Raw genomic sequence first — 21,933 nt, forward strand, 5'->3', positions numbered from 1 at the left:
GCCAGCGGCAGCCCTACCCGGGTTGCTGCTGGCCTCGGGCCTTTCCCTATACCGTCTTCGCGGCGCATACTGGCGCGCCGGGCGCTACTGCCCGGCGGGCTTGGCCTATGCTGCTGATGGCGGATATGGACTGACACACACGAGGGGTACCCCATGTTCTACGTGCAACGCGATGCACAGGGCCAATTGCTCCGGGTAGAAGCTGCAGCTTATGCCGACGCTACGGAAACCTTGCCAGCCGACAACGCGGAAATTCAGAAGTGGTTTGCTGATGACGTGCTGGAAGGCAGCCTTCAGCAACTCAAGCAAAGCGACCTGGACATGATCCGGGTACTGGAAGACTTGATCGATGTGCTGACCCGCAAAGGGCTGATCAGCATCACCGACTTGCCAGAAGGCGCCCAAGGCAAGCTGCTGGGGCGCTCCCAGGCACGTATCGCCCTGGGTGGCCTGACCCGCCTGTTGGTCGACGATGAAGACGACGGTGCAGGGCTGATCTGAAATCAGCCCTCGGCTTCAGTCTCCGCGAATATAGTGTTCCAGTTGCTGGATGAGGTCTGCTTGTTCCGCAATGGCTGCTTTTACCAGGTCGCCAATCGACAGCAGGCCCAGCAGCTCACCGTTCTCCACTACCGGCAGGTGACGCAGGTGGCCGTCGGTCATCATGCTCATGCAGGTATCGATGTTCTGATGCGGCCCTACCGTAATCACGGGCGCACTCATGATTGCACTGACCGGCGTGCCCACCGATGAGCGCCCCTTCAGTACCATCTTGCGCGCATAGTCGCGTTCGCTGATTACACCGACCACTTTGCCGCCTTCAACGACTGGCAAGGCACCGACGTTCTTTTCAGCCATCACCCGCAGCGCATCAAGCACCATCTGGTCAGGGGCAATAGTGTGAACCTGCTGATGCTGCTGGGACTTCAATTTCAGGAGCTGTGCCACGGTTTTCATAGGGAGCCCTGCCAAGTGGTGGTAGTGACGATCAATAGCTAAAGAATCGTGCACTAATCACCACAGGGCAAGGTTGAAAGCGGCATCGGTCCGATTGAAAAGCGTCATTGGCGTAAAGTTTGGATAGCCGTGAGGTGCCAGCCCCATAGGCCGAGCTACGCAGCGCCTGCATCGCTGGCAAGTCGGGTTTTCACCGGTACCCCCAGCATGCGTTTCATCCGCCACTCGAATGCCAGGGTCAGGCAGATTGCGGCGCATGCCAACCCCAATGCCAGGCCCCACCAGACACCAACGGCTCCGCCGTCGAGCGGGAAGGCGAACACCCAGGCGGCAGGTGCACCAATCAGCCAATAGCAGACAAAGCCAATCAGGAAGGTGGTCTTGGCGTCCTTCAGGCCACGGATTGAGCCCATGGCAATGGTCTGGGTGCCATCGAATAGCTCGAACCAGGCGGCAACCATCAGCAGGCTGACCGCCAGTTGAATGACCTCGGCGAACGCCGGGTCACCCTGATTGAGGAACAGCCCGACCAAGGCTTCTGGCAGCAGCCAGAACAACACCGCAAACGCCAGCATCAGCGAGGCGCCAAACCCGATCCCGACTCGCCCGGCATGCCGCGCAGCACGCAGGTTATCGGCACCAAAATGCAGGCCGACCCGCATGGTCACGGCATAGGACAGCCCTGCCGGGATCATGAACGCTGTTGAAACGATCTGCAGGGCAATCTGGTGTGCTGCCAGCTCGGTACTGCCCATGGTGCCCATGCACAGCGCCGCAAAGGCGAACAGCCCGACTTCTACCGTGTAGGTGCCGCCGATCGGCAGGCCAAGCCGCCACAACTCGCTCAAGGCAGGCCAGGATGGTCGGCTCAAGCGGTGGCGGATGGCATAGGCGTCATAGGCCGGGTGCCAATGAATATGCAGGGCCAGCGCCACCGCCATGCCGGTGGCGACGATGGCCGTGACCAGCCCGATCCCTACCAGCCCGAGTTTTGGCAGGCCGAACAGGCCTTCGATCAGCGCATAGTTGAGCAGGAAGTTGAGCACGGTGCCGACCAGGCTGATGACCATCACCGGCGCTGAACGCCCCAACGCACTGGTGAAACCGCGCAAGGCCATAAAGGTCAGGTAGCCGGGCAGGGCGAAGGGCAACAACAGCAGGAACTGGCTGGCGGCCTCGACGTTGTCCGGTGTCTGGCCAAGCAGTAACAGCACTGGCGACAGGTTCCACAGCACCAATGCGGCAACCAGTGCCATCACCCAACCCAGCCACAAGCCCGCCTGGGTCAGGCGCGTGGCACCTTCGGTATCGCCAGCACCCTTGCGAATGGCGACTAACGTGCCGACAGCGGCAATCACCCCCAGACAGAAAATCGACACGAAGGAATAGCTCGCTGCACCCAGCCCACCCCCGGCCAAGGCCTGCGGGCTGATCCTGGCCATCATTAGGGTGTCGGTCAGCAGCATCAGCATGTGTGCCAACTGAGAGGCGATCAGCGGCCCGGCCAGGCGTAGCAACGCCTTGAGTTCTTTTGATGGCACGGCTTGCATGATGATCGTCCTGTTCGCGGGCAAGGTAAGGTGAAGCCATTGATTCTCGGGCTTTGGACGATGCTGCACAAAAGGATAATAACGATCATTGGCATGATTAAAACTCATGCGAGTAAGATCGCTCATCACGTATCGGGGTGTTGTCGGGAGCAGGGTCATGTCACGTCGTTTACCGCCGCTGTATGCACTACGGGCATTCGAGGCAGCCGCCCGGCACAGCTCGTTCACCCGGGCGGCACAGGAGCTCTCGATTACCCAGAGTGCCGTCAGCCGGCACATTCGTACGCTAGAGGATCACTTCGCTTGTCGACTGTTTTTACGCAATGGCCGAACGTTGCAGCTGAGTGAAGCCGCCCGCTTGTTGTTGCCCGGCGTGCGCGAGGGTTTCGCTGCACTGGAGCGGGCTTGCAACACGCTACGCAGTGAAGACGACATCCTGCGCATGAAAGCCCCCTCAACCCTCACCATGCGTTGGCTACTGGCCCGCCTGAGCCGCTTCCGCCATTTACAGCCCGGTAACGAGGTGCAACTGACCAGCGCCTGGATGGATGTCGATCATGTGGATTTCAATCAGGAGCCGTTCGATTGTGCGGTGCTGTTGAGTGATGGTCATTTTCCCCCGGACTGGGAGGTCAACCGTCTGTTCTCTGAGTTGCTGGTACCGGTCGGTTCGCCAGGGCTGCTCAATGACGGCCCTTGGGACGCTGAACGGCTGGCCTCGGTCGAGCTGTTGCACCCGACCCCGGACAAACGCGACTGGCGCAGTTGGCTGGCCTGCATGCACCTCACCGAGCAGATCTCGCTCAAGGGTGGTCAGGTGTTCGACACGCTGGAGTTGGGCATGATCGCTGCGGCGCGTGGTTATGGCGTATCGATGGGCGACCTGCTGATGGTGGCCGAGGATGTGGCCCAGGGGCGTTTGAGCCTGCCCTGGCCGACGGCGGTGGCCAGTGGTCTGGATTACTACCTGGTATGGCCGAAGACCCGTCCCGGTGGCGAGCGGCTGCGACGGCTCAGCGACTTTCTGCAACATGAAGCCCAGGTCATGAACCTGCCGGATGTGCAGGTACTGAATGCGCTTGAGGCGACGCATCCAGGCTGACCCGCATCGCTGGTAAGCCTGCCCCCACGAAGGGTGCACGTAGGCGATCTTCGTGGGGGTAGGCAAAGCCGCTCAGCGGTTTACAACGAGGCCAGGTTCAACGCCTCGGCGCAGGCTTGCAGCGAGCGACGCTCACTCTGCGCGTACAGCGCCAATTCATCCTGGACCGACTTGCCCAGTGCCTGCTCGAACGCCTCGCGGTTGGCGTTGCTGCCGTACTGGCTATGGCTGTCATCACCCAGGTTGGACTGGAAGATGCCTGCGGCACTGACCGGCAGGAAGTCCTCGTAGACCAGCGCTTCAAAGTGAATGTGCCCAGCGTCGATCAACGCGTCCAGCGAGGTCGGTCGTTGCGCGGCATCACGTGCGGCCATGCCCTTTTCAGTCGGGAAGTAGCGGAAGTAGGCCAGGCCTTGTTGACGCATTTGCCCCAGATCGTCCGGGAAGGCCTGGAACTGTTCTGCCAACAGGCTCATGTAGCGCTCAGCGTTCGCTTCTGCGGGGACACCACCCAGGCTTTCGCGTGTGGCATCGAGCAGGCGGTCATACAGTGCGCGCCCTTTGGGCGTCAGTGCGGCGCCGCGTTGTTCAATTTCACCGAAGCGGGCGGTATGGCTGCCACCTGCCGTGGCGTCCTGGTCACTGAAGGCAACCTGCTCCTGAAGTGCCTTGAAGCTGGTCTGGCGCAGCAGGATCGGGCAACGCCGGCGTGGTGGGCCTTCGATGACTGCCTTGGGTGGAATGCCCTTGGCCGGCATGCCGACCTGAATGGCGTCGATGTCCAGTGTGCGCGGCGTCAGGTGGTTGATGTGCGGGCCTTTGAAGGCCACCACATCAGCGATCAAACGGTGTTGATCATGCAACTGACGGTACTGCTCGGCGGTGACCGTGGCGGTGTTGTGCCAGCGGAAGGTATGCAGCGCCTGCTCGACGAACTCACGGGCATCGACGTCGTTCAGGCCACCATCACGCTCGAACTGCTCGATCAGGCTCAGCGCTCGCGGGGTGAAAATCTGCCGTTTGGCGAGGATGCCACGGGCCAGTTCGCGCAACTGCGGGTTGTCGATCAGTTCCAGGCGCAGTAGCGAGGTAAAGACGCGGAACGGGCTGATATGCAGCGACTGTTCGTGGACGGCCCGAAAGGCTGTGGAATGCACTGGCACACCGGCAGGGCTGAGGTCGTAGTAGCCCACCGGCTGCATGCCCATGACTGCGAACAGGCGACCAATGGTGGCCAGCTCTTCAGCCGTGCCCACGCGGATTGCGCCGTGGCGCTCCTGGTCGAGGCGTTCGATTTCGCCGGTCCAGCGCAGGGCTTCGGCGATGTCGGGATGCTGTTGCATCACCTGGTGATTGGTCTCGCTCACCAACTCCAGCAGTGTGCCGTACAGCGGCACCTCCTGTTTGTACATCTGCGACATGGCGGCCGAGAACTGTGCGCGAATACTATCCGGGCTGACGAAATCTTGAGCGGTCATCGAAAGCTTCCTGGTGAAAAGTGCAGGCTTACATGAAAGCGAGGAATGCTGTTCCGACACAAGCGAAAAAAAGTCGAGCCATCATTCCTGAAATTCAGGAAGCGTTGGCGCTCACACGTGTTCGCGAATCCACTCCACCAGGCTGCGTACCTTGGGCACTTCTGCAGCATGTTCGGAGAACGCCAGGAAATACGCGCCGTTGCTTTTCATCGCGTGCTGCCAAGGGACGACCAGCTTGCCCTCGGCCAGCTCCTGAGCCACCAGATAGCGTGGCACCAACGCCACGCCACAACCAGCCTGGGCGGCACTCAGGCACATGTAGAACGTATCGAAGCGCGGCCCGTGATAGCTGTTCGCCGAATGCAGGTCCTGCTCAAGGAACCACTCGTGCCAGGCTTCGGGGCGCGAGGTGGCTTGCAGCAGCACCAGGTCGGCCACTTCACTGGCATCGTTCAGGGTGCGCCCTTGCAACAGCTCTGGCGAGCAGACCGGCACCATCTCTTCGCCGAACAGTTCGATGCAGGTTGCCCCGGGCCATGTGCCCTGGCCAAAGAAAAACACCACATCGGCGTTACCCTGAAGCAGGGCAAAGGGCTCCATCTCGTTGCGGATATCCAGATGAATGTTCGGGTGGCGTTTGCCGAAGCCCTTCAGGTTCGGGATCAGCCAGCGCACGCCGAAACTTGGCTGGGTGGCGACCTTGAGCACCTCGGTCTGTTCGCCATAGGAGAGGATGTAGCGGCTCGACATGTCGACCTGGGTGAGGATCTTGTTCACTTCGGCCAGGTACAGCGCGCCGGCCGGCGTCAATTGCAGACGTCGCCGTATACGCAGGAACAGGTGATGGCGCAGCATGTCCTCCAACTGCGCCACCTGTTTGCTGACGGCGCTTTGGGTCAGGTGCAGCTCTTCGGCCGCGCGGGTAAAGCTCAAATGACGGGCGGCAGCTTCGAAGCATTGCAGGGCGGCCATCGAGGGCACGAGGCGTTTGGACATGGTGTTCTCGTTAATCATTACCTGGCGGAATGATGTGCTGAGTAAAGGTCGTTTGTTGTGCCAGAGTAATCGGATTAATACTGACCTCCGTCATTGAAATCAACTACTCATCGTATGCAGGAGAACAAAAATGGTTGATGGACTGCTTGATCGCCTGGGTGTACCGGCCAGCGCCTACACCAACGGCAACCATCCCATTCACACCCCCATCGATGGCAGCGTCATTGCCTCGGTCCACCTGGAGAGCAAAGCCCAGGTCGTGGGCAAGATCGACCAGGCTGAAAAAGCCTTCCAGGCCTGGCGCAATGTCCCAGCGCCACGCCGTGGCGAGTTGATTCGTCTGTTCGGCGAAGTGCTGCGTGAGCACAAGGCGCAGCTCGGCGAACTGGTGTCTGTCGAAGCGGGCAAGATCACCCAGGAAGGTCTGGGTGAAGTACAGGAAATGATCGACATCTGCGACTTCGCTGTTGGCCTGTCGCGTCAGCTGTACGGTTTGACCATCGCATCCGAACGCCCAGGCCACCACATGCGTGAAACCTGGCACCCGCTGGGTGTGGTCGGCGTGATCAGCGCGTTCAACTTCCCGGTTGCAGTCTGGGCGTGGAACACTGCGCTGGCCCTGGTCTGCGGTAACGCCGTGGTCTGGAAACCGTCGGAGAAGACGCCGCTGACGGCCCTGGCTTGCCAGGCCCTGTTCGAGAAAGCCCTGAAAGCCTTCGGCGCTGCACCGGAAGGCCTCAGCCAGTTGATCGTCGGTGACCGTGAAGCGGGCCAGGTACTGGTCGATGACCCACGCGTACCCTTGGTCAGCGCTACCGGCAGCACCCGCATGGGCCGCGAAGTTGGCCCGCGTGTGGCCGCGCGTTTCGGTCGCAGCATCCTCGAGCTGGGCGGCAACAACGCCATGATCCTGGCGCCAAGCGCCGACCTGGACCTGGCTGTGCGCGGCATCCTGTTCAGCGCCGTTGGTACTGCCGGCCAGCGTTGCACCACCCTGCGCCGCCTGATCGTGCACCGCTCGATCAAGGACGAGGTGGTCGCACGCGTCAAAGCCGCCTACGGCAAGGTACGTATCGGTGACCCACGCAAAGACAACCTGGTCGGCCCGCTGATCGACAAGCAATCCTTCCAGGCCATGCAGGACGCCCTGGCCCGTGCCCGTGACGAAGGCGGCACGGTATTTGGCGGCGAGCGCCAACTGCAGCAGGACTACCCGAACGCCTACTACGTGGCCCCGGCCATTGTCGAAATGCCGGCCCAGAGTGAAGTCGTGCGTCACGAAACGTTCGCGCCGATTCTGTATGTGCTGGCCTACGACGAGTTCGAAGAAGCCCTGCGCCTGAACAACGAAGTGCCACAAGGCCTGTCCTCGTGCATCTTCACCACCGACCTGCGTGAAGCCGAGCGCTTCCAGAGTGCAGCCGGCAGTGACTGCGGCATCGCCAACGTCAACATCGGCACCAGCGGTGCAGAGATCGGTGGCGCTTTCGGTGGCGAAAAGGAAACGGGCGGTGGCCGTGAGTCGGGTTCCGATTCCTGGAAGGCCTACATGCGTCGTCAGACCAACACCGTGAACTACTCGCGTGAGCTTCCGCTGGCGCAGGGTATTGTGTTCGACTGATAGCCACTCAGGCTTCCATCGCCGGTAACGCCAGCCTCTAATGGGTGCAGGCCTTGCCGGCGATGGGGTTTCCACCGACTAAAAAGATCAATAAAGCGGAGCCGACCATGACCGACCTGCGTCAAGAGTGTCTATGGGAGTTCGTTACACCGGCGGCGGCCCCGTCTGCCGAGTTGAGCGCGGACATCAAGGCCGATGTGTGCATCATCGGCGGCGGTATTACAGGTTTGTCCGCTGCGATCCATTTGCTCGAGCAAGGCAAGCGCGTGGTGCTGCTGGAGGCCTGGAAGATCGGCCACGGCGGCTCGGGACGCAACGTTGGCCTGGTCAACGCAGGCACCTGGATTCGTCCGGATGACGTTGAAGCGACCCTTGGCCTGCAACAAGGCAGCCGCCTGAACAAGGTACTCGGCGAAGCACCGGCCGAGGTGTTTGCCACCATCAAACGTCTGGGCATCGATTGCCAGGCCCGCAACGAAGGCACGCTGCACATGGCACACAATGCCAACGGTGTGGCCGACCTCGAAGCCCGGCATGCCCAATGGAGCCGCCGTGGTGCCGATGTCGAGCTGCTCACCGGGGCTCGTTGCCAGGAATACTGCGGTACCGACAAGATTTCCGCCGCGCTGCTCGACCGCCGCGCCGGCACCATCAACCCGATGGGTTACACCCGTGGCCTGGCTGCTGCCGTGGCGCGCCTGGGCGGGCAGATTCATCAGCAGTCCGCGGTTCAGGGGCTGGAGCGCGAAGGCAGCGCCTGGCGGGTCAAGACCGCCAAGGGTTCGGTCTGCGCCGACAAGGTCATCATCTCCACCGGTGCCTACACCGAAGGTGACTGGACCGACCTGCAGCGCAACTTCTTCCGTGGTTACTACTATCAGGTGGCCTCGGTGCCGCTGACCGGTGCCGCAGCGGACAACGTGCTCAAGCATGGTCAGGGGTCCTGGGATACCCGCACCGTGCTCAGCAGCATTCGTCGTGACGATCAGGGCCGTCTGCTACTGGGCAGCCTGGGGCGGGTCGACAACAAACCGACCTGGTTCATCCGCAGCTGGGCCGACCGCATCCAGAGCCATTACTTCCCGCAACTGGGCAAGGTTGAATGGGAAATGCACTGGACCGGTTGCATCGACTTCACCCCCGATCACCTGATGCGGCTGTTCGAGCCGGCACCGGGCATTGTGGCGGTAACCGGCTACAACGGGCGTGGCAACACCACCGGCACAGTGATTGGCAAGGCGTTCGCCGAGTACCTGCTCAAGGACAACCCGGACGAACTGCCGATTCCATTCTCGCCGATGAAACCGGTGACGGGGGCTTCGCTGCGTACCGGCTTCTACGAGACCGGGTTCTCGCTGTACCACGCCGGCCAGTGCCTGCGAGTCGTGCTTTAGTGCGGCTTTAGCCAGCTCAGGAAGCCGCCTTTCTTGACCGCAGCCGGTCGCTGTAACAACAGCGACTGGCTGGCTTGCTGACGATGGCGCTGCAACTTGCTCAGCGCGCTTTTCACCTCTTCGCGTTGCTCCAGGCAACTGCGTACGGCGGTTTTCTCGATTCGGTAGAGCAGGCAGTTGGTCAGGCTGCGGAACTCCGCATTGGAGTCGTTACCGTCCAGCAGGCCCTCGGCACCGAGAATTTCCCCCGGCCCCATCCGTCCGGCTTCGACACTGCGCTCCCCGTCGCGAATTGACGCCGAGACCACCCCCGTACCGATCACCAGCAGGTAATCAGAGGCCTCATTGAGCCCCAGAATCACCTGATCGGCCAGGTACTCAACCGGCATCATGCGTTGGCTCAGGCTGTCCTTTTCGTCATCACTCAGCGAGCGAAAAATGCGCACATCTTCCAGCAAGCTGCGCTGACGGCTCCAGGGCTTGGGCACGGCGTCCGGGTTCCAGTTGACCCCGGCGGCTTCCAGGTGGCGGTGGGCGAGGTCGAACAGGTGATTGCGCACGTCGGCTTTCTTGTCCATGGCCGCGACGAAACCACTGGCCTCGTACTCCACCGACTCCAGGCTGACGCTCTTCACCGTGGCCTTGGCTTTGGGCATGGCGAGCAGGGCGCTGGTGCCCTGCAGGGCCTTTTCCAAGGCATCGAGGACGCGTCGCGGGCGAATCTGCGAGGGCACCACGACACTGATCGATACCCCATGAACATCGTTCGGGCGGCTGAAGTTCAACAGCTTGGCCTTGGCCGCCACCGAGTTTGGAATCACCGCCATACTGCCGTTGGCCGTGAGCAAACGGGTTGCGCGCCAGTCGATATCCAGCACTTTGCCTTCGGTGCCGTCGATGGAGATCCAGTCATCGATTTGATAGGGCCGCGTGGTGTTCAACACTATGCCGGAGAACACATCGCTCAGGGTGCTCTGCAAGGCCAGGCCGACGATGATCGCCATGGCGCCCGAGGTGGCCAGCAGGCCCTTGACCGGCAACTGCATGACGTAGGCAGCCGCCGCAACGATCGCGATCAGGAAAATGACCGCCCCCAGCACATCCTGCAACAGCCGGCCGGTATGCCCGCTGCGAGCAATCAACATCAACCCGAGCACCACCGTCAACGTACGCGCGGCGAACAGCCACCAGATGATCTCCAGCACGGTTGCCAGTAAATTGCGCGGTGCATCCTCAACCCAAGGGGCCGGTTGCAGTGGGCTCATCCCTGCACTGATCAACACCCAGCTGAACAACAGAAACGCCAGCAAGCGTGCCGCCGTACGCGCATTGCGCCGCTCCGCCGGAATCGCGCGCCAAAGCAGCAGGTCGATCAGCAGCAGGGTCGTGCCGATCAGCAAGGGCCAGTTGTGGATAAGTTCAAACATGCGTGTCTCGGCTCGGTGAGCTGCTGAAAGTAAAGAGCAGAATCCGGGGAAATCCAGAGCGATCTGGGGGAAGCCATCTTGCTTGCGAGGGTATCAGTGAAGTGGGCGGTGGTGCGTGGTGGCTGTACGCTGGCAAGCTTGCTAAAAGGTTCTGTACTTATCCGTCTCTGTTTTCTGTCAGACGTTTCTGAATCATACTCTGCGGGCCGTTGCTCTGTTGCGCCTGCCTTTTCCGCTGCCTACCCTGCGCAGTGTCGTTGTCAATTCAACGACCGGATGTCGCAGTCCGGCGCATAAACCAGAGCTTCCCTTTCTCGGTGCTTCTATCACCGTGTTATGGCGGCTGTACGTGGGGCACCTTCGGGTGCGCCGGTTCCTATGCCCGGTCTGCGAACCCGCGTACAGCTGCCACCCATTTCGTTTCGCAGCGAACGTGGCCGCTCCCTCTGCATAGGAGTTTTCCCATGAAGAAGCCTGTTCCTGATCCTCCTGCATTTGACCTCGCCAACACCGTCACCGTCGCCAAGCCTTTCGGGGCGATGGACGTGAACATCAAGCAAATGTTTTCAGTGCGTGAAGGCATCTGCAGCGAAGACGCATTGATGCATGCCAGTGTGCTGCTCAGCTTTGTCGAGGCCACCGCCAGCGACGCCGCTGACCACTTGAGTTTGAACGATAAGGCGTTGGTGTTGAGCATTGCCCAACACGCAGAAATGGCGCGGGCGCTGGTGAATGCGGTGTTGGAGGGGGCTGGCTCGGTAGGGGTGTAGTGCGGTGGTTGGCAAGGCTGGCTCTCCACGATCTATGGGGTGAGCAGGCTTGCCTGCGAGGGTATCCGTGAGGTGTCAGGTGCTGCAGGTTTTGAAATTGCGGCAGGGTATTCTTTAAGTCCCGTTTTACGCACACGTACATCGGAATCCGACAGCAAGACCAGCACGATGAGGGTTGGTATAGCTGTGAGAAGAGAATCGATGCTCCAGGTCATGGCTTCTGAGAGATGACGGTGCTTCGACTTTGTCGCGAACTGCGGATCGTCGGCAGCCTACAGATGGCCCGAATGTGGTCTAGGTGGTCTGTGGCGACTCAGTGGGGCCGAAATGGTTGCCGATTTCGGCGAAGTGCGGGCTGTAGCCGGTGTCCCCGCTGTCCCGCTCCCACAGGGGATCGCGGTGCTTTTACGAAACGTACTGACGAAGCCAACCAAGGCTATCCGCAGTAGTACCCGTGGGCCGATACTCACACCCAACCCACCCCGCATATCCACGCTGCTCCAGCGCCGCAAACAACCCTGCAACATCCATCTGCCCCGTCCCCGGCTGATGCCGACCTGGACAGTCGGCCACCTGCACATGCACCGTCCGTTCAAAGAACTGCTCCAGCACATCGGCAGCATTTCCGGTCAGCAACTGTGCATGGTAAAGATCAAGGATCAGCCCGACACTCGCATGCACCTCCAGCACCTCCAGCACCTCCAGCACCTCCAGCACCTGCTGCGCCTTGCTGAAGTCGGACAGGTAATACCCCGGCATTTCCCGCGTGCATATCACCTCGATCAATGGCCGCAGCCCCTGGTCCTCGAAATACTTCACGGCATAGTCCAGGTTGCTCGCATACACCTTGTCGGCGCCATCCTCGTGAGTTATCCCGGACATCAGGTGCACATCCGCACACGCCAGTGTGCGGGCATAGCTGACTGCCTGGCGCAACCCGTCACGGAACTCGGGCTCCTTGCCCCCCACCGCAGCAATGCCCTTGGAAACGCCAGCCGGTGCGGCAAACTGGACCAATGGCAACGAATATTGCGCCAGTTGATCAGCCAACAAACTCGCATCGAATTCATAGGGCGACGGGAATTCCACCGCGCGAAATCCGGCGGCAGCGGCGGCGTCGATACGCTGCAGAAAAGGCAGTTCGTTGAACTGGAAGCCGAGGTGAGCATTGAATTTGAGCATGCGTATAGATCCATCCCGGGAAGAAAACATTCGTCGATCCAAAGCCTGAGTCGCGGCTCCGGCACTGCGCTGGTGACAACTGCGCCAGCTCGCTGTGTACCGATACTCACATCCTCCGTGTGTGGTATTTTCCTGCCCTCAGTCCGACCCAAATCTGCTGGATCGACTGAAGTCAACCATTCGGAATACAGCCTGTGATCAAGAAAGACCTCGCCCTGCAGTTGGCCCCTCGCGTCATCGAGATGATCCGCGCCCGGTCGATGAAGGCCGGCGAGCCATTGCGCGAGCAGACCTTCGCCCAAGCCTTCGATGTCTCCCGCTCCCCCATTCGCAGGGTATTTGCCCTGCTCGCCGAGTGGAACATCGCGGTGCAGGAGCCCAATCGCGGCTATTTTCTGAAACAGGACGCCGGGCAGATCCAGGAAACCACCGTACCGCCCGCCTGCGACCCGTTCGAAGACTTCTATCTGCGCGTGGTGGACGACATCCTCAGTGGGGAAATCCCCGCCGAATTCTTTGAAGCCCAACTACTGCGACGCTACTCCGTGCCCCGCGGGCAACTGCTCAAGGTCCTCAACCGGCTGGCAAGCGAAGCCATGGTCGAGCGCAAGCCCGGGCAAGGCTGGAGCCTCAACGAATTCGTACACAACGCCCAGACCCACATCCAGAGCTACCGCTTCCGCATGGCCATTGAGCCGGCCGCACTGCGCGAGCCGGGCTACAAGGTCAACCAGGCCGCATTTGCCAAGGCCAGGGAGCAACAGCAGGCCATGCTCGACGGCGAAATTCACACGCTGTCACGTGCCCAACTGTTCGAAATTGGCGCCCAGTTTCACGAAATGATCGTGCAATGCTCGGGCAACCTCTTCTTCATCGATGCCATACGCCGGCAAAACCAGCTCAGACGCTTCATGAGTTACAAAGCCAACGTCGACCGCAGTCGGCTGATGACGCAATGCCTGGAGCACCTGCACCTGCTCGACTTGATCGAGTCCGGTCGGCGCGAAGAAGCCGCTCAATTTCTCTGGAAACATCTGGGTGAAGTCGGCCGGCTCAAGACCGGTCAGGATGCCTTGCAGGAAAGCCAGCAGGCGTAACCCCTTCCCCCACCTTCCTTTCATCACCTGCGCGCAGGAAAGGCAGCTTAGCAATTGCCTCCTTTTCACACAAGATACAAAAAAACTCTGAAATTCAGCGCTTGAAGTAAATTTAGTGCCACTTATTGTATTTCATTGCAATAGTAAGCAATTATGCGCGCCGCTCGGACGCACTGTGGCACCAAATCACACAGGGATGATTGCAATGGAACAAGGACCGTTGGCTAAAGGGACGGGGGGCTCGAGCCTACTGTTCGGGGTGTACACGATTCTGCTGGCCCTGCTTGGCCTGACGCTGGCCTATCAGGGAGGTGCACTGGTCAGTGCCGGCGGCTCGCCTTACTACGCAATGATGGGTACCGCATTGCTGCTGGCAGCCGCACTCATGGGCCTGAAGAAGTCGCTCGGCATCTATCTCTACGGCGCAGCATCCCTGGCCACCTACGGCTGGGCGATCTGGGAGTCCGGCTACAACGGCTGGGCCTATATCCCACGCCTGGCCTGGCTGGCACTGCTCAGTGTGATCTTTCTGGCCTTCTGGCCCCTGGTCCGGCGCGACTTTGCCAAAGTCAACAAGGCACTGTATTTCAGCATCATGGGCGTGCTGCCGCTGCTGATGGCGGCCACCATCCTGACACCGCTGTTCTTCCCGAACACCGTTCACCTAGCCGACTCGCCTGCTATCACCGCGCATACACTGCAACCCTTCAGCCGCAGCACGGTGACATCACCAGACGCCAACGTCGCCGCGTCCCACGACAAGACCAACTGGACCGCCTATGCCGGCTCCAACCTCGGCAACCACTATTCCGCTGCGGCGCAGATTACCCCAAGCAACGTTTCCGGCCTGGTCAAGGCCTGGGAATACCATCATGGCGATGTGAAACAGCCCGGCGAAAAAACCAAGTATCTGAACGAGGCCACGCCAATCAAGGTTGGCGACTCGCTGTATACCTGCACGCCCAAGCAAATCATAATTTCGTTGAACGCCACTACCGGTAAAGAGAACTGGCGCTACGACTCGAAAGTCGACCTGGACTACTTCGCCAACGGCGGTGCCTATTGCCGTGGTGTCTCGTACTACGAAGTACCGAATGCCAGCGGTCTATGCGCCAAACGCATCATCTGGGGCACCAACGACATCCGCCTGGGTGCAGTTGATGCGCTCACCGGGCAGGCCTGCCCAGACTTTGGCACGGCAGGCTTTGCCGACCTCAAGGACGGCCTGGGTACCTTCCGCAAAGGCTCCACCGGCATCACTTCTGCACCGCTGGTAATCCGCGGGGTGGTCATTACCGGTGGCCGGGTGCTTGACTCGGATGTGCGCCCGGCGCCATCAGGCGTGGTTCGCGCCTACGACGCAGTCAGCGGCAAACAGAAGTGGGCCTGGGATCTCGGTCGCCCCGACAGCACTGCCCCTGCCGACGCCGATGAAACCTATACGCTCAGCACGCCCAACTCATGGGCGCCGATTTCCGCCGACGACGAGCTGGGGCTGGTCTACATCACCACCGGCAATGCAGCGGGCGACTTCTATGGCGGTACCCGTACCGAACAGGAAGACAAGTTCAGCTCTTCGCTGGTGGCCCTGGATGCGCTCACCGGCAAGGTCAAATGGCATTTCCAGACCGTCCATCACGACCTCTGGGACTACGACCTGAGCCCACAACCGGCGTTGATCGATTTCCCCACAGCCAGCGGCCCACGCCCGGCAGTCATTCAAGCCACCAAATCAGGCCAGTTGTTCGTTCTGGATCGCGCCACCGGCGAACCGCTGGTCGATGTCGTGCAGGCTGCCGTCCCGCAAGGCACGGCCCCTGGAGACTACACCGCGGCGACGCAGCCGCTGTCACCGGGCATGCCGAGCACCATGGGCCGCCCATCGAAAACCCCGGAAGTGCTGAACGAGGCCAATGCCTGGGGCCTGACGCCGTTCGATCAGTTGCAATGCCGCATCGAGTTTCGCCAATCGCGTTACGAAGGGATCTTTACGCCACCGGTGGTCGGCCAGCAAAGCCTGATTTTCCCCGGCCATCACGGCGGCCTGAACTGGGGCGGGGTGATGGTGGACCTGCAGCGAGGCCTGCTGATCATCAACAACCAGCGGCTGCCTTACATGCAGGGGCTGGTTCCGCGTGAGCAGCTCGATGCGATCAATGCCAAGTCATTCCAGGAGTCGCCGGGCAATAACCAGGGGTTCCGCGTCCAGGCCGGTCTGCCGTTCGGGGCAATCAAGGACCCATGGATGTCGGCGCTCGAACAGCCGTGCATCGCGCCACCCTGGGGGTTCATCTCCGCTATCGACCTGCGCACCCGTGAAGTGCGCTGGAGCCGCCCGTTCGGCACCGGCTATGACAGCGGGCCCTTGGGCATCGCCTCGAAACTGCGCTTCGAAATCGGCACACCGAGCGACGCCACCGGCGTGGCTACAGCCGGAGGCGTGACCTTCATTGGCGCTGCCATCGACCGTTTCATGCGCGCCTATAACAGCGAAAGTGGTGAATTGCTGTGGGAGGAGCGCCTACCAGCCGGCAACCAGGCTTCGCCTCTGACCTACATGAGCGAAGGGCGCCAGTACGTGGTTGCCGTTGTCGGCGGGCATGACCGGATTCCGACCAAGCTGGGTGACAGCATCATTGCCTGGGCGCTGCCGGAAAAATAGCGCGCCCGCTGCATAAAGGCGCTGCTCAGCACTGAAGGCCAGGCGCCGCCATACCCGCTTTCAACCAATCATCGACAGCCGATGGCGCTCCGTGCGCCGTCGGGTGGTCGCATGCGCGCCACAAACAGCAACGAGCAACTGCGGTACCGAAGTACCCGCTTGAATTCATGTCAATCAGACAGGAGTGACAATGTTTGAACTATCCGCTGGCCTGTATGTTTTGGTGGGCGTCAGCTTTCTAACTTCGTTGATGACTTCCGCTATCGGCGTAGGCGGTGGGATTGGCCTGTTGGCAGTCATGCCGCAGTTCCTACCCATTTCTGCCGTAGTGCCGGTACATGGCCTGATTCAGATGGTCAGTAACGGCAGCCGCTTCGCCTTCGATTACAAGCACGCGAAAATCGAGATTCTCCCGCGTTATGTCATCGGCTGCCTTTCAGGGGCCGCCATCGGTTACTTCTTCATCGGGCACTTCCCGGAGAAGTACCTGTCGTTGATTCTCGGCATCTTCATTCTGGCAATTACCTGGACCAAGCTGGTCGCCTCGCTCGGCTTTGTCTTGAAAAACTTTGCCATCGTTGGCTTTCTGCAAACTTTTCTATCGCTGTTTGTTGCCGTCACCGGGCTTATTTCCCAGCCGATCCTGATGAAGATGAACATCAACAAGGATCAGGTCATCGTCACCCACGCCATGCAGATGAGTGTATTGCACGGCCTGAAAGTAGCAGCCTTTTTCATTTCCGGCTTTGCCTTCAGTAGCGCCATGATGGGTATCTGCCCGTTGGCAGCGAGAATGTCTAGCGTGATGGTCAGGTCCGCCGTCTTTGGGCAAGCCCGCTCGCCTTACTGCGTTGCCGGACGATACTGCAGGGCTTCGGCCAGGTGTGTGCGGCTGATCTGTTCGGCCTGCTCCAGGTCCGCGAGGGTGCGCGCCACTTTGAGCAAGCGGTGGGCCGAGCGTAATGACAAGGTCAGGCGTTCGCAGGCGCTTTCCAGCCAGCGTTCGTCGGTTGTGGATAACGGGCAATGCATGCGCAGGCCGGGCAGGTCGAGGAAGGCATTGGCGCAGCCTTGGCGTTGTTGCTGCAGTGCGCGGGCGGCGGCGACCTGGGCGGCAGCGTTGGCGCTGTTGTCGTCACTGTGGGTGGTTGGGGCCAGCGCCGTGGCTTCGCGGGCAACGGTCAGGTGCAGGTCGATACGATCCAGCAGCGGGCCGGAGAGTTTGTTGCGGTAACGCTGGACCTGCTCGCTGCTGCAGCGGCAGCGCCCGTTCGGGTCGCCCAGGTAGCCGCAGGGGCAGGGGTTCATCGCCGCCACCAGTTGGAAGCGCGCCGGGAAACGGATTTTGTCACGAGCCCGGGCGATCACGATTTCGCCCGATTCCAGGGGTTCGCGCAGCACCTCAAGTACGCGCCGCTCGAACTCCGGCAGTTCGTCGAGAAACAGCACGCCATGATGGGCCAGGGTGATTTCACCGGGTTGCGGTCGGCTGCCACCGCCCACCAGTGCCGCCCCCGAGGCCGAGTGATGTGGGTGGCGAAACGGGCGCTGCGGCCAGCTGTTCAGCGGTACCGGGCTGGCCACCGACTGGATCGCCGCTACCTCCAGCGCTTCCCGCTCGTCCAGTGGTGGCAACAGGCCGGGTAAGCGGCTGGCGAGGAGCGTCTTGCCAGTGCCGGGCGGGCCGCTGAACAACAGGTTATGCGCCCCGGCTGCGGCCACCAGCAATGCGCGTTTGGCGGCAATCTGGCCTTGCACTTCACTCAGGTCGGGGTAGGGCCGGCTTTGCAGGATCAGGCCGTTGGCGCGGTAAGGCGAGAGCGGCTCCTGAGCGTTGAAATGCCCGACCAGTTCCAGCAGGTGTTCGACGGCGAATACGGTGAGCCCGGAGGCCATGCAGGCTTCTTCGGCATTTTCCTTCGGCACCACCAGCGCCCGTCCGGCATCGCGTGCGGCCAGCGCTGCTGGCAACACACCCTGCACCGGGCGAATCGCCCCGGACAGCGCCAGTTCGCCAAGGCACTCCACGTCATGCAGCGCCATGATGGGGATCTGCCCGTTGGCAGCGAGAATGCCCAGTGCGATGGCCAGGTCGAAGCGTCCGCCATCCTTGGGCAGGTCGGCAGGGGCGAGGTTGAGCGTGATTCGTCGGGCGGGAAACTCCAGGCTGGAGTTGAGTATCGCACTGCGTACCCGGTCTTTGCTTTCCTTGACCGTGGCTTCGGGTAGCCCAACCAGGGTGAGCGTGGGCAGGCCGTTGGCCAGGTGCGCCTCGACGGTAACGGCCGGGGCCAGCACGCCAACCTGGGCGCGGCTGTGAACGATAGCAAGAGACATGTTCGCTCCATGATCAGTACGGGGCCGCGTCCTGCGGCTAAGGCAAGGATAGTGGGGCAGGGCAGGGATGCTGGAGGGAGAGTGATGCTGGAGATTGCGAGGCAGGTAGCGGGTCACGTCTGATACTGGCCCCGAAAAACAAAGAAGGCCGTGCATTGCTGCAAGGCCTTCGTTTTTTAAGCGTACCAAGGCGCTATTTCTTGTGTAGCTCCCACGCATCGGCAAACGGCGCCGTGCCTTTGTCGTATGGCTTGAACAGGGCCATGTAGAGCAAGCCGAAGACGATCACGACGGCGGCGGTCAGCAAGATGCCGTAGTTGCTGTACCAAGGCGCATCCGGGGTACGCGGCCAGGACATGTTGGCGACCGCCAGCAAGCCGTAGACCAGCGCCAGGATGTTCACGATCCAGCCCCAACCGCCAAGGGTGAATTGACCTGCTGGTTTCCAGCCGCGGATTCGAGCGAACAGCGCCCCGCCCACGATCATCTGGAAGGACAGGTAAATGCCAATGGCTGCGAAGCTGACGATGATCGCGATGGCGTTCTCCAGGAAGAAGCCTGCGCAGACGATGAGTGCCGGGATCACACCGCAGGTGATCAGTGCAGCCGTTGGCACGCGTGTCGTCGGCGAAAGACGCTTGAGTACATTGCTGCCCATGACCATTTCGTCCCGTGCAAAGGAGTAGAGCAACCGGCTGGCGGCAGCCTGCAAGCTCAGTACGCACGACACGAAGGAAATGGTAATGACCGCAGTCACGACGCGCCATCCGGTTGGCCCGAACGCATTGGCCATGATGGTGGACATCGGGTCTTTGTCATCGCCCGAGAGCACCTTGGCGATGTCCGGGACCGCCAAAATCAGTGCCAGTGCCGCAAAAATCGCGGCACCACCACCAATGTAGATGGTCATGCGCATGGCCTTGGGAATGCGTTTGCTCGGGTTGGGGGTTTCTTCCGCGACGTCGCCGCACGCTTCAAAGCCGTAGTAGAGGAACATGCCTGCCAGCGATGCGGTCAGGAATGCGGGCCAGTAGCTGCCGTCGATGCTGATGTCGAAGGTATTGAACAGCACCGAGAACGGCTGGTGGCGTTCGAAGATCAGCAGGTAGCCACCGATGACAATGGCGCCCAGCAGTTCGCAGATAAAGCCGAACATGGCCACTTTTGCCAAGAGGCTGGTCCCGCTCAGGTTCAGTACGGTGGCCATTGCGGTGAGCGCCAGCGCGATCAGGGTGTTGGTCACCGGGCTGGGCTCGAAGCCCAGCATGGCGGCAATGTAGGGCCCTGCGCCCAGCGATACGGCAGCAATGGTCACGCACAATGAGACGGAATAGATCCAGCCCACCATCCAGGCCCAGCGCTTGCCCACCAGGCGACGCGCCCACGGATAAACGCCACCGGAGATCGGGAATTGCGAAACGACCTCGCAGAAGATCAGGCACACCAGCATTTGCCCGAGACCGACCAGTAAGTACGACCAGAACATTGGCGGCCCGCCCGCCGCCAAACACAGGCCGAACAGCGTATAGACGCCGACCACCGGAGAGAGGTAGGTGAAGCCCAGGGCAAAGTTTTCCCAGAGGCTCATGCTTCTTTCAAAGTTGGACGTGTAGCCAAGCGCCCTTAACTGGGCGGCATCGCTATCAGCCATGGAAAATTCAGAGCTGTTCATGTTGTTGTCCTGAAAAGTGTGTCCTGCCGGCTGTTTTTGCTGTTGTCTTGCTGCCTTACAACTTGATCCAGGTGGCCTTCAGTTCGGTGTACTTGTCGAAGGCATGCAGTGACTTGTCACGGCCATTGCCCGACTGTTTGAAACCACCGAAGGGCGCGGTCATGTCACCGCCGTCGTATTGGTTGATCCAGACGCTACCGGCGCGCAAGGCTTTGGCGGTCAGGTGGGCCTTGGAGATATCGGCGGTCCAGATGGCTGCGGCCAGGCCGTACGGGGTGTCATTGGCGATCCGGATGGCATCGTCGACGTTGTCGAAGGCGATCACCGACAGCACTGGGCCAAAGATCTCTTCCTGAGCGATCTTCATGGCGTTGCTGACGCCGTCGAAGATGGTCGGTTCAACGTAGGTGCCACCGGTTTCCTGCAGGATGCGCTTGCCGCCGGCTACCAGTTTGGCGCCCTCGGTATGGCCCGACTCGATGTAGGACAGCACGGTGTTCATCTGCTGGGTGTCGACCAGCGCGCCAACGGTGGTCGCCGGGTCCAGTGGGTTGCCTGGCTTCCAGTACTGGAGGGCCTCGATCACCCGTGGCAGGAAGGTGTCCTTGATCGAACGTTCTACCAACAGGCGCGAGCCGGCGGTGCACACTTCGCCCTGGTTGAAGGCGATGGCTGCGGCAGCAGACTCGGCAGCGGCTTGCAGGTCCGGGGTATCGGCGAAGACGATGTTCGGGCTTTTGCCGCCGGCTTCGAGCCAGACGCGTTTCATGTTGGATTCGCCAGCATAGATCATCAGTTGCTTGGCGATTTTGGTTGAGCCGGTGAACACCAGTGTGTCGACATCCATGTGCAGGGCGAGCGCCTTGCCGACGGTGTGGCCGAAGCCTGGCAATACGTTCAGCACGCCCGCCGGAATGCCGGCTTCAATCGCCAGCTGGGCAATGCGAATGGCGGTCAGCGGTGATTTTTCCGAGGGTTTGAGGATTACCGAGTTGCCGGTGGCCAAGGCCGGGCCCAGTTTCCAGCAGGCCATCATCAACGGGAAGTTCCACGGCACGATGGCGACCACGACACCGACCGGTTCGCGTGTTACCAGGCCCAATTGATCATGGGGGGTTGCCGCCACTTCGTCGTAGATCTTGTCGATCGCTTCGCCGCTCCAGCTCAGCGCTTGCGCTGCTTGCGGCACATCGACCGCCAGTGAGTCGCTGATCGGCTTGCCCATGTCCAGGGTTTCCAACAGCGCCAACTCGTCGGCGTTGGCCATCAGCAGGTCGGCGAAGCGCACCATGATCTGCTTCCTGTCCGCTGGCGCCATGCGCGACCAGACGCCAGAATTGAACGTGGCGCGAGCAACGCTGACAGCATGGTCGGCGTCGGCGGCCGTGCAACTGGCGACTTTGGTCAGCAGTCGACCGTCGACCGGGCTCAGGCAGTCAAACGTTCCGCCTTCGATCGCGTGGGTGTATTCCCCACCGACAAAGGCCCGCCCTTCTATCTTCAGTTCTCGTGCCCGGGTTTCCCATGTGCTTAGCGTTGGATTCGTCATGATCTGCCATTCCTCTGTGTCGATGCCAATGGCCCCTCAGCGCTATCGGTGAGTCGCGGAGCCGGGCTGCCTAGTAAACATTTAAAACCATATCTTATGAATTTGAGCCTGCCAATTGACCTGTCGTTTTTGCCTAAAA

The 21,933-nt window shown here is 60.9% G+C and carries 16 protein-coding genes and 1 pseudogene; 8 read left to right on the plus strand and 9 right to left on the minus strand.

The genetic code is table 11. The features are described from left to right. The first annotated feature begins 153 nt into the window (after positions 1-153). Positions 154-501 carry a tryptophan synthase subunit beta gene (locus tag AB7M23_RS07025; protein WP_065759807.1) on the plus strand — a complete coding sequence of 116 codons (348 nt, stop codon included), beginning with the start codon at positions 154-156 and terminating at the stop codon, positions 499-501. A 15-nt stretch (positions 502-516) separates the two neighbouring features. Here the strand turns inward: AB7M23_RS07025 and AB7M23_RS07030 are convergent, their stop codons facing one another. Together AB7M23_RS07030 and AB7M23_RS07035 are read right to left on the minus strand one after the other, a co-directional pair. Beyond that, positions 517-957, minus strand: a complete 441-nt coding sequence (locus AB7M23_RS07030) for a CBS domain-containing protein (RefSeq protein WP_065759806.1) — start codon at positions 955-957, stop codon at positions 517-519. 155 nt (positions 958-1,112) lie between these two features. Next, positions 1,113-2,507, minus strand: a complete 1,395-nt coding sequence (locus AB7M23_RS07035; RefSeq protein ID WP_454240488.1) for a NorM family multidrug efflux MATE transporter — start codon at positions 2,505-2,507, stop codon at positions 1,113-1,115. A 157-nt stretch (positions 2,508-2,664) separates the two neighbouring features. Here AB7M23_RS07035 and AB7M23_RS07040 point away from each other — a divergent pair, with 157 nt between their 5' ends. After that, positions 2,665-3,609, plus strand: a complete 945-nt coding sequence (locus tag AB7M23_RS07040) for a LysR substrate-binding domain-containing protein (RefSeq protein ID WP_454240489.1) — start codon at positions 2,665-2,667, stop codon at positions 3,607-3,609. Between the two features lie 80 nt (positions 3,610-3,689). On the opposite strand, the gene hglS is transcribed toward AB7M23_RS07040, so the two are convergent. Further along, complete coding sequence (gene hglS, locus AB7M23_RS07045; protein ID WP_065759792.1) at positions 3,690-5,087, minus strand: 2-oxoadipate dioxygenase/decarboxylase HglS; 1,398 nt, start codon at positions 5,085-5,087, stop codon at positions 3,690-3,692. 111 nt (positions 5,088-5,198) lie between these two features. Beyond that, positions 5,199-6,083, minus strand: a complete 885-nt coding sequence (locus AB7M23_RS07050; RefSeq protein WP_065759791.1) for a LysR substrate-binding domain-containing protein — start codon at positions 6,081-6,083, stop codon at positions 5,199-5,201. 130 nt (positions 6,084-6,213) lie between these two features. On the opposite strand from AB7M23_RS07050, the gene amaB reads away from it, so the two are divergent. Beyond that, positions 6,214-7,704, plus strand: coding sequence for an L-piperidine-6-carboxylate dehydrogenase (amaB, locus tag AB7M23_RS07055; protein ID WP_454240490.1), 1,491 nt, complete (start codon positions 6,214-6,216; stop codon positions 7,702-7,704). A 107-nt stretch (positions 7,705-7,811) separates the two neighbouring features. Beyond that, positions 7,812-9,098: an L-pipecolate oxidase gene (gene amaA, locus AB7M23_RS07060; RefSeq protein ID WP_065759789.1), complete on the plus strand. Its 1,287-nt coding sequence runs from the start codon at positions 7,812-7,814 to the stop codon at positions 9,096-9,098. Here amaA and AB7M23_RS07065 read toward each other — a convergent pair. After that, on the minus strand, positions 9,095-10,525 hold the full coding sequence (locus tag AB7M23_RS07065; RefSeq protein ID WP_454240491.1) for a mechanosensitive ion channel domain-containing protein: 1,431 nt from the start codon (positions 10,523-10,525) through the stop codon (positions 9,095-9,097). The genes amaA and AB7M23_RS07065 overlap by 4 nt on opposite strands. Before the next feature lie 464 nt (positions 10,526-10,989). Here AB7M23_RS07065 and AB7M23_RS07070 point away from each other — a divergent pair, with 464 nt between their 5' ends. Beyond that, positions 10,990-11,295 carry a DUF6124 family protein gene (locus AB7M23_RS07070; protein WP_099773272.1) on the plus strand — a complete coding sequence of 102 codons (306 nt, stop codon included), beginning with the start codon at positions 10,990-10,992 and terminating at the stop codon, positions 11,293-11,295. Between the two features lie 405 nt (positions 11,296-11,700). Here AB7M23_RS07070 and AB7M23_RS07075 read toward each other — a convergent pair whose 3' ends face one another. Further along, positions 11,701-12,477, minus strand: a complete 777-nt coding sequence (locus AB7M23_RS07075) for a hydroxypyruvate isomerase family protein (protein ID WP_454240492.1) — start codon at positions 12,475-12,477, stop codon at positions 11,701-11,703. A gap of 194 nt (positions 12,478-12,671) precedes the next feature. Here AB7M23_RS07075 and AB7M23_RS07080 point away from each other — a divergent pair, with 194 nt between their 5' ends. From AB7M23_RS07080 to AB7M23_RS07090, 3 genes and pseudogenes are all read left to right on the plus strand, one after another. Beyond that, positions 12,672-13,574 (plus strand): GntR family transcriptional regulator, encoded by a 903-nt coding sequence (locus AB7M23_RS07080; protein WP_454240493.1) that lies wholly within the window; start codon positions 12,672-12,674, stop codon positions 13,572-13,574. 205 nt (positions 13,575-13,779) lie between these two features. Next, positions 13,780-16,236 (plus strand): membrane-bound PQQ-dependent dehydrogenase, glucose/quinate/shikimate family, encoded by a 2,457-nt coding sequence (locus tag AB7M23_RS07085; RefSeq protein WP_454240494.1) that lies wholly within the window; start codon positions 13,780-13,782, stop codon positions 16,234-16,236. Positions 16,237-16,426: 190 nt separating this feature from the next. Next, a pseudogene (locus tag AB7M23_RS07090) lies at positions 16,427-16,993 on the plus strand (TSUP family transporter); the annotation flags it as partial. 86 nt (positions 16,994-17,079) lie between these two features. Here the strand turns inward: AB7M23_RS07090 and AB7M23_RS07095 are convergent. The 3 genes from AB7M23_RS07095 to AB7M23_RS07105 form a co-directional block, all read right to left on the minus strand. After that, on the minus strand, positions 17,080-18,573 hold the full coding sequence (locus AB7M23_RS07095; protein ID WP_454240495.1) for a YifB family Mg chelatase-like AAA ATPase: 1,494 nt from the start codon (positions 18,571-18,573) through the stop codon (positions 17,080-17,082). Between the two features lie 193 nt (positions 18,574-18,766). Further along, entirely contained in the window at positions 18,767-20,245 is a 1,479-nt protein-coding gene (locus tag AB7M23_RS07100; RefSeq protein ID WP_454240496.1) for an APC family permease, read from the minus strand. 55 nt (positions 20,246-20,300) lie between these two features. Further along, positions 20,301-21,794 carry an aldehyde dehydrogenase gene (locus tag AB7M23_RS07105; protein ID WP_454240497.1) on the minus strand — a complete coding sequence of 498 codons (1,494 nt, stop codon included), beginning with the start codon at positions 21,792-21,794 and terminating at the stop codon, positions 20,301-20,303. Positions 21,795-21,933: the final 139 nt, after the last annotated feature.

Source organism: Pseudomonas sp. HLS-6 TE3448 (assembly GCF_053629555.1).

Excerpts from the sequence above, each read along its gene's own strand:
- AB7M23_RS07025 (WP_065759807.1), top strand. The coding sequence starts at position 154 with ATGTTCTACGTGCAACGCGATGCACAGGGCCAATTGCTCCGGGTAGAA.
- AB7M23_RS07030 (WP_065759806.1), bottom strand. The coding sequence starts at position 957 with ATGAAAACCGTGGCACAGCTCCTGAAATTGAAGTCCCAGCAGCATCAG.
- AB7M23_RS07035 (WP_454240488.1), bottom strand. The coding sequence starts at position 2,507 with ATGCAAGCCGTGCCATCAAAAGAACTCAAGGCGTTGCTACGCCTGGCC.
- AB7M23_RS07040 (WP_454240489.1), top strand. The coding sequence starts at position 2,665 with ATGTCACGTCGTTTACCGCCGCTGTATGCACTACGGGCATTCGAGGCA.
- hglS (WP_065759792.1), bottom strand. The coding sequence starts at position 5,087 with ATGACCGCTCAAGATTTCGTCAGCCCGGATAGTATTCGCGCACAGTTC.
- AB7M23_RS07050 (WP_065759791.1), bottom strand. The coding sequence starts at position 6,083 with ATGTCCAAACGCCTCGTGCCCTCGATGGCCGCCCTGCAATGCTTCGAA.
- amaB (WP_454240490.1), top strand. The coding sequence starts at position 6,214 with ATGGTTGATGGACTGCTTGATCGCCTGGGTGTACCGGCCAGCGCCTAC.
- amaA (WP_065759789.1), top strand. The coding sequence starts at position 7,812 with ATGACCGACCTGCGTCAAGAGTGTCTATGGGAGTTCGTTACACCGGCG.
- AB7M23_RS07065 (WP_454240491.1), bottom strand. The coding sequence starts at position 10,525 with ATGTTTGAACTTATCCACAACTGGCCCTTGCTGATCGGCACGACCCTG.
- AB7M23_RS07070 (WP_099773272.1), top strand. The coding sequence starts at position 10,990 with ATGAAGAAGCCTGTTCCTGATCCTCCTGCATTTGACCTCGCCAACACC.
- AB7M23_RS07075 (WP_454240492.1), bottom strand. The coding sequence starts at position 12,477 with ATGCTCAAATTCAATGCTCACCTCGGCTTCCAGTTCAACGAACTGCCT.
- AB7M23_RS07085 (WP_454240494.1), top strand. The coding sequence starts at position 13,780 with ATGGAACAAGGACCGTTGGCTAAAGGGACGGGGGGCTCGAGCCTACTG.
- AB7M23_RS07095 (WP_454240495.1), bottom strand. The coding sequence starts at position 18,573 with ATGTCTCTTGCTATCGTTCACAGCCGCGCCCAGGTTGGCGTGCTGGCC.
- AB7M23_RS07100 (WP_454240496.1), bottom strand. The coding sequence starts at position 20,245 with ATGAACAGCTCTGAATTTTCCATGGCTGATAGCGATGCCGCCCAGTTA.
- AB7M23_RS07105 (WP_454240497.1), bottom strand. The coding sequence starts at position 21,794 with ATGACGAATCCAACGCTAAGCACATGGGAAACCCGGGCACGAGAACTG.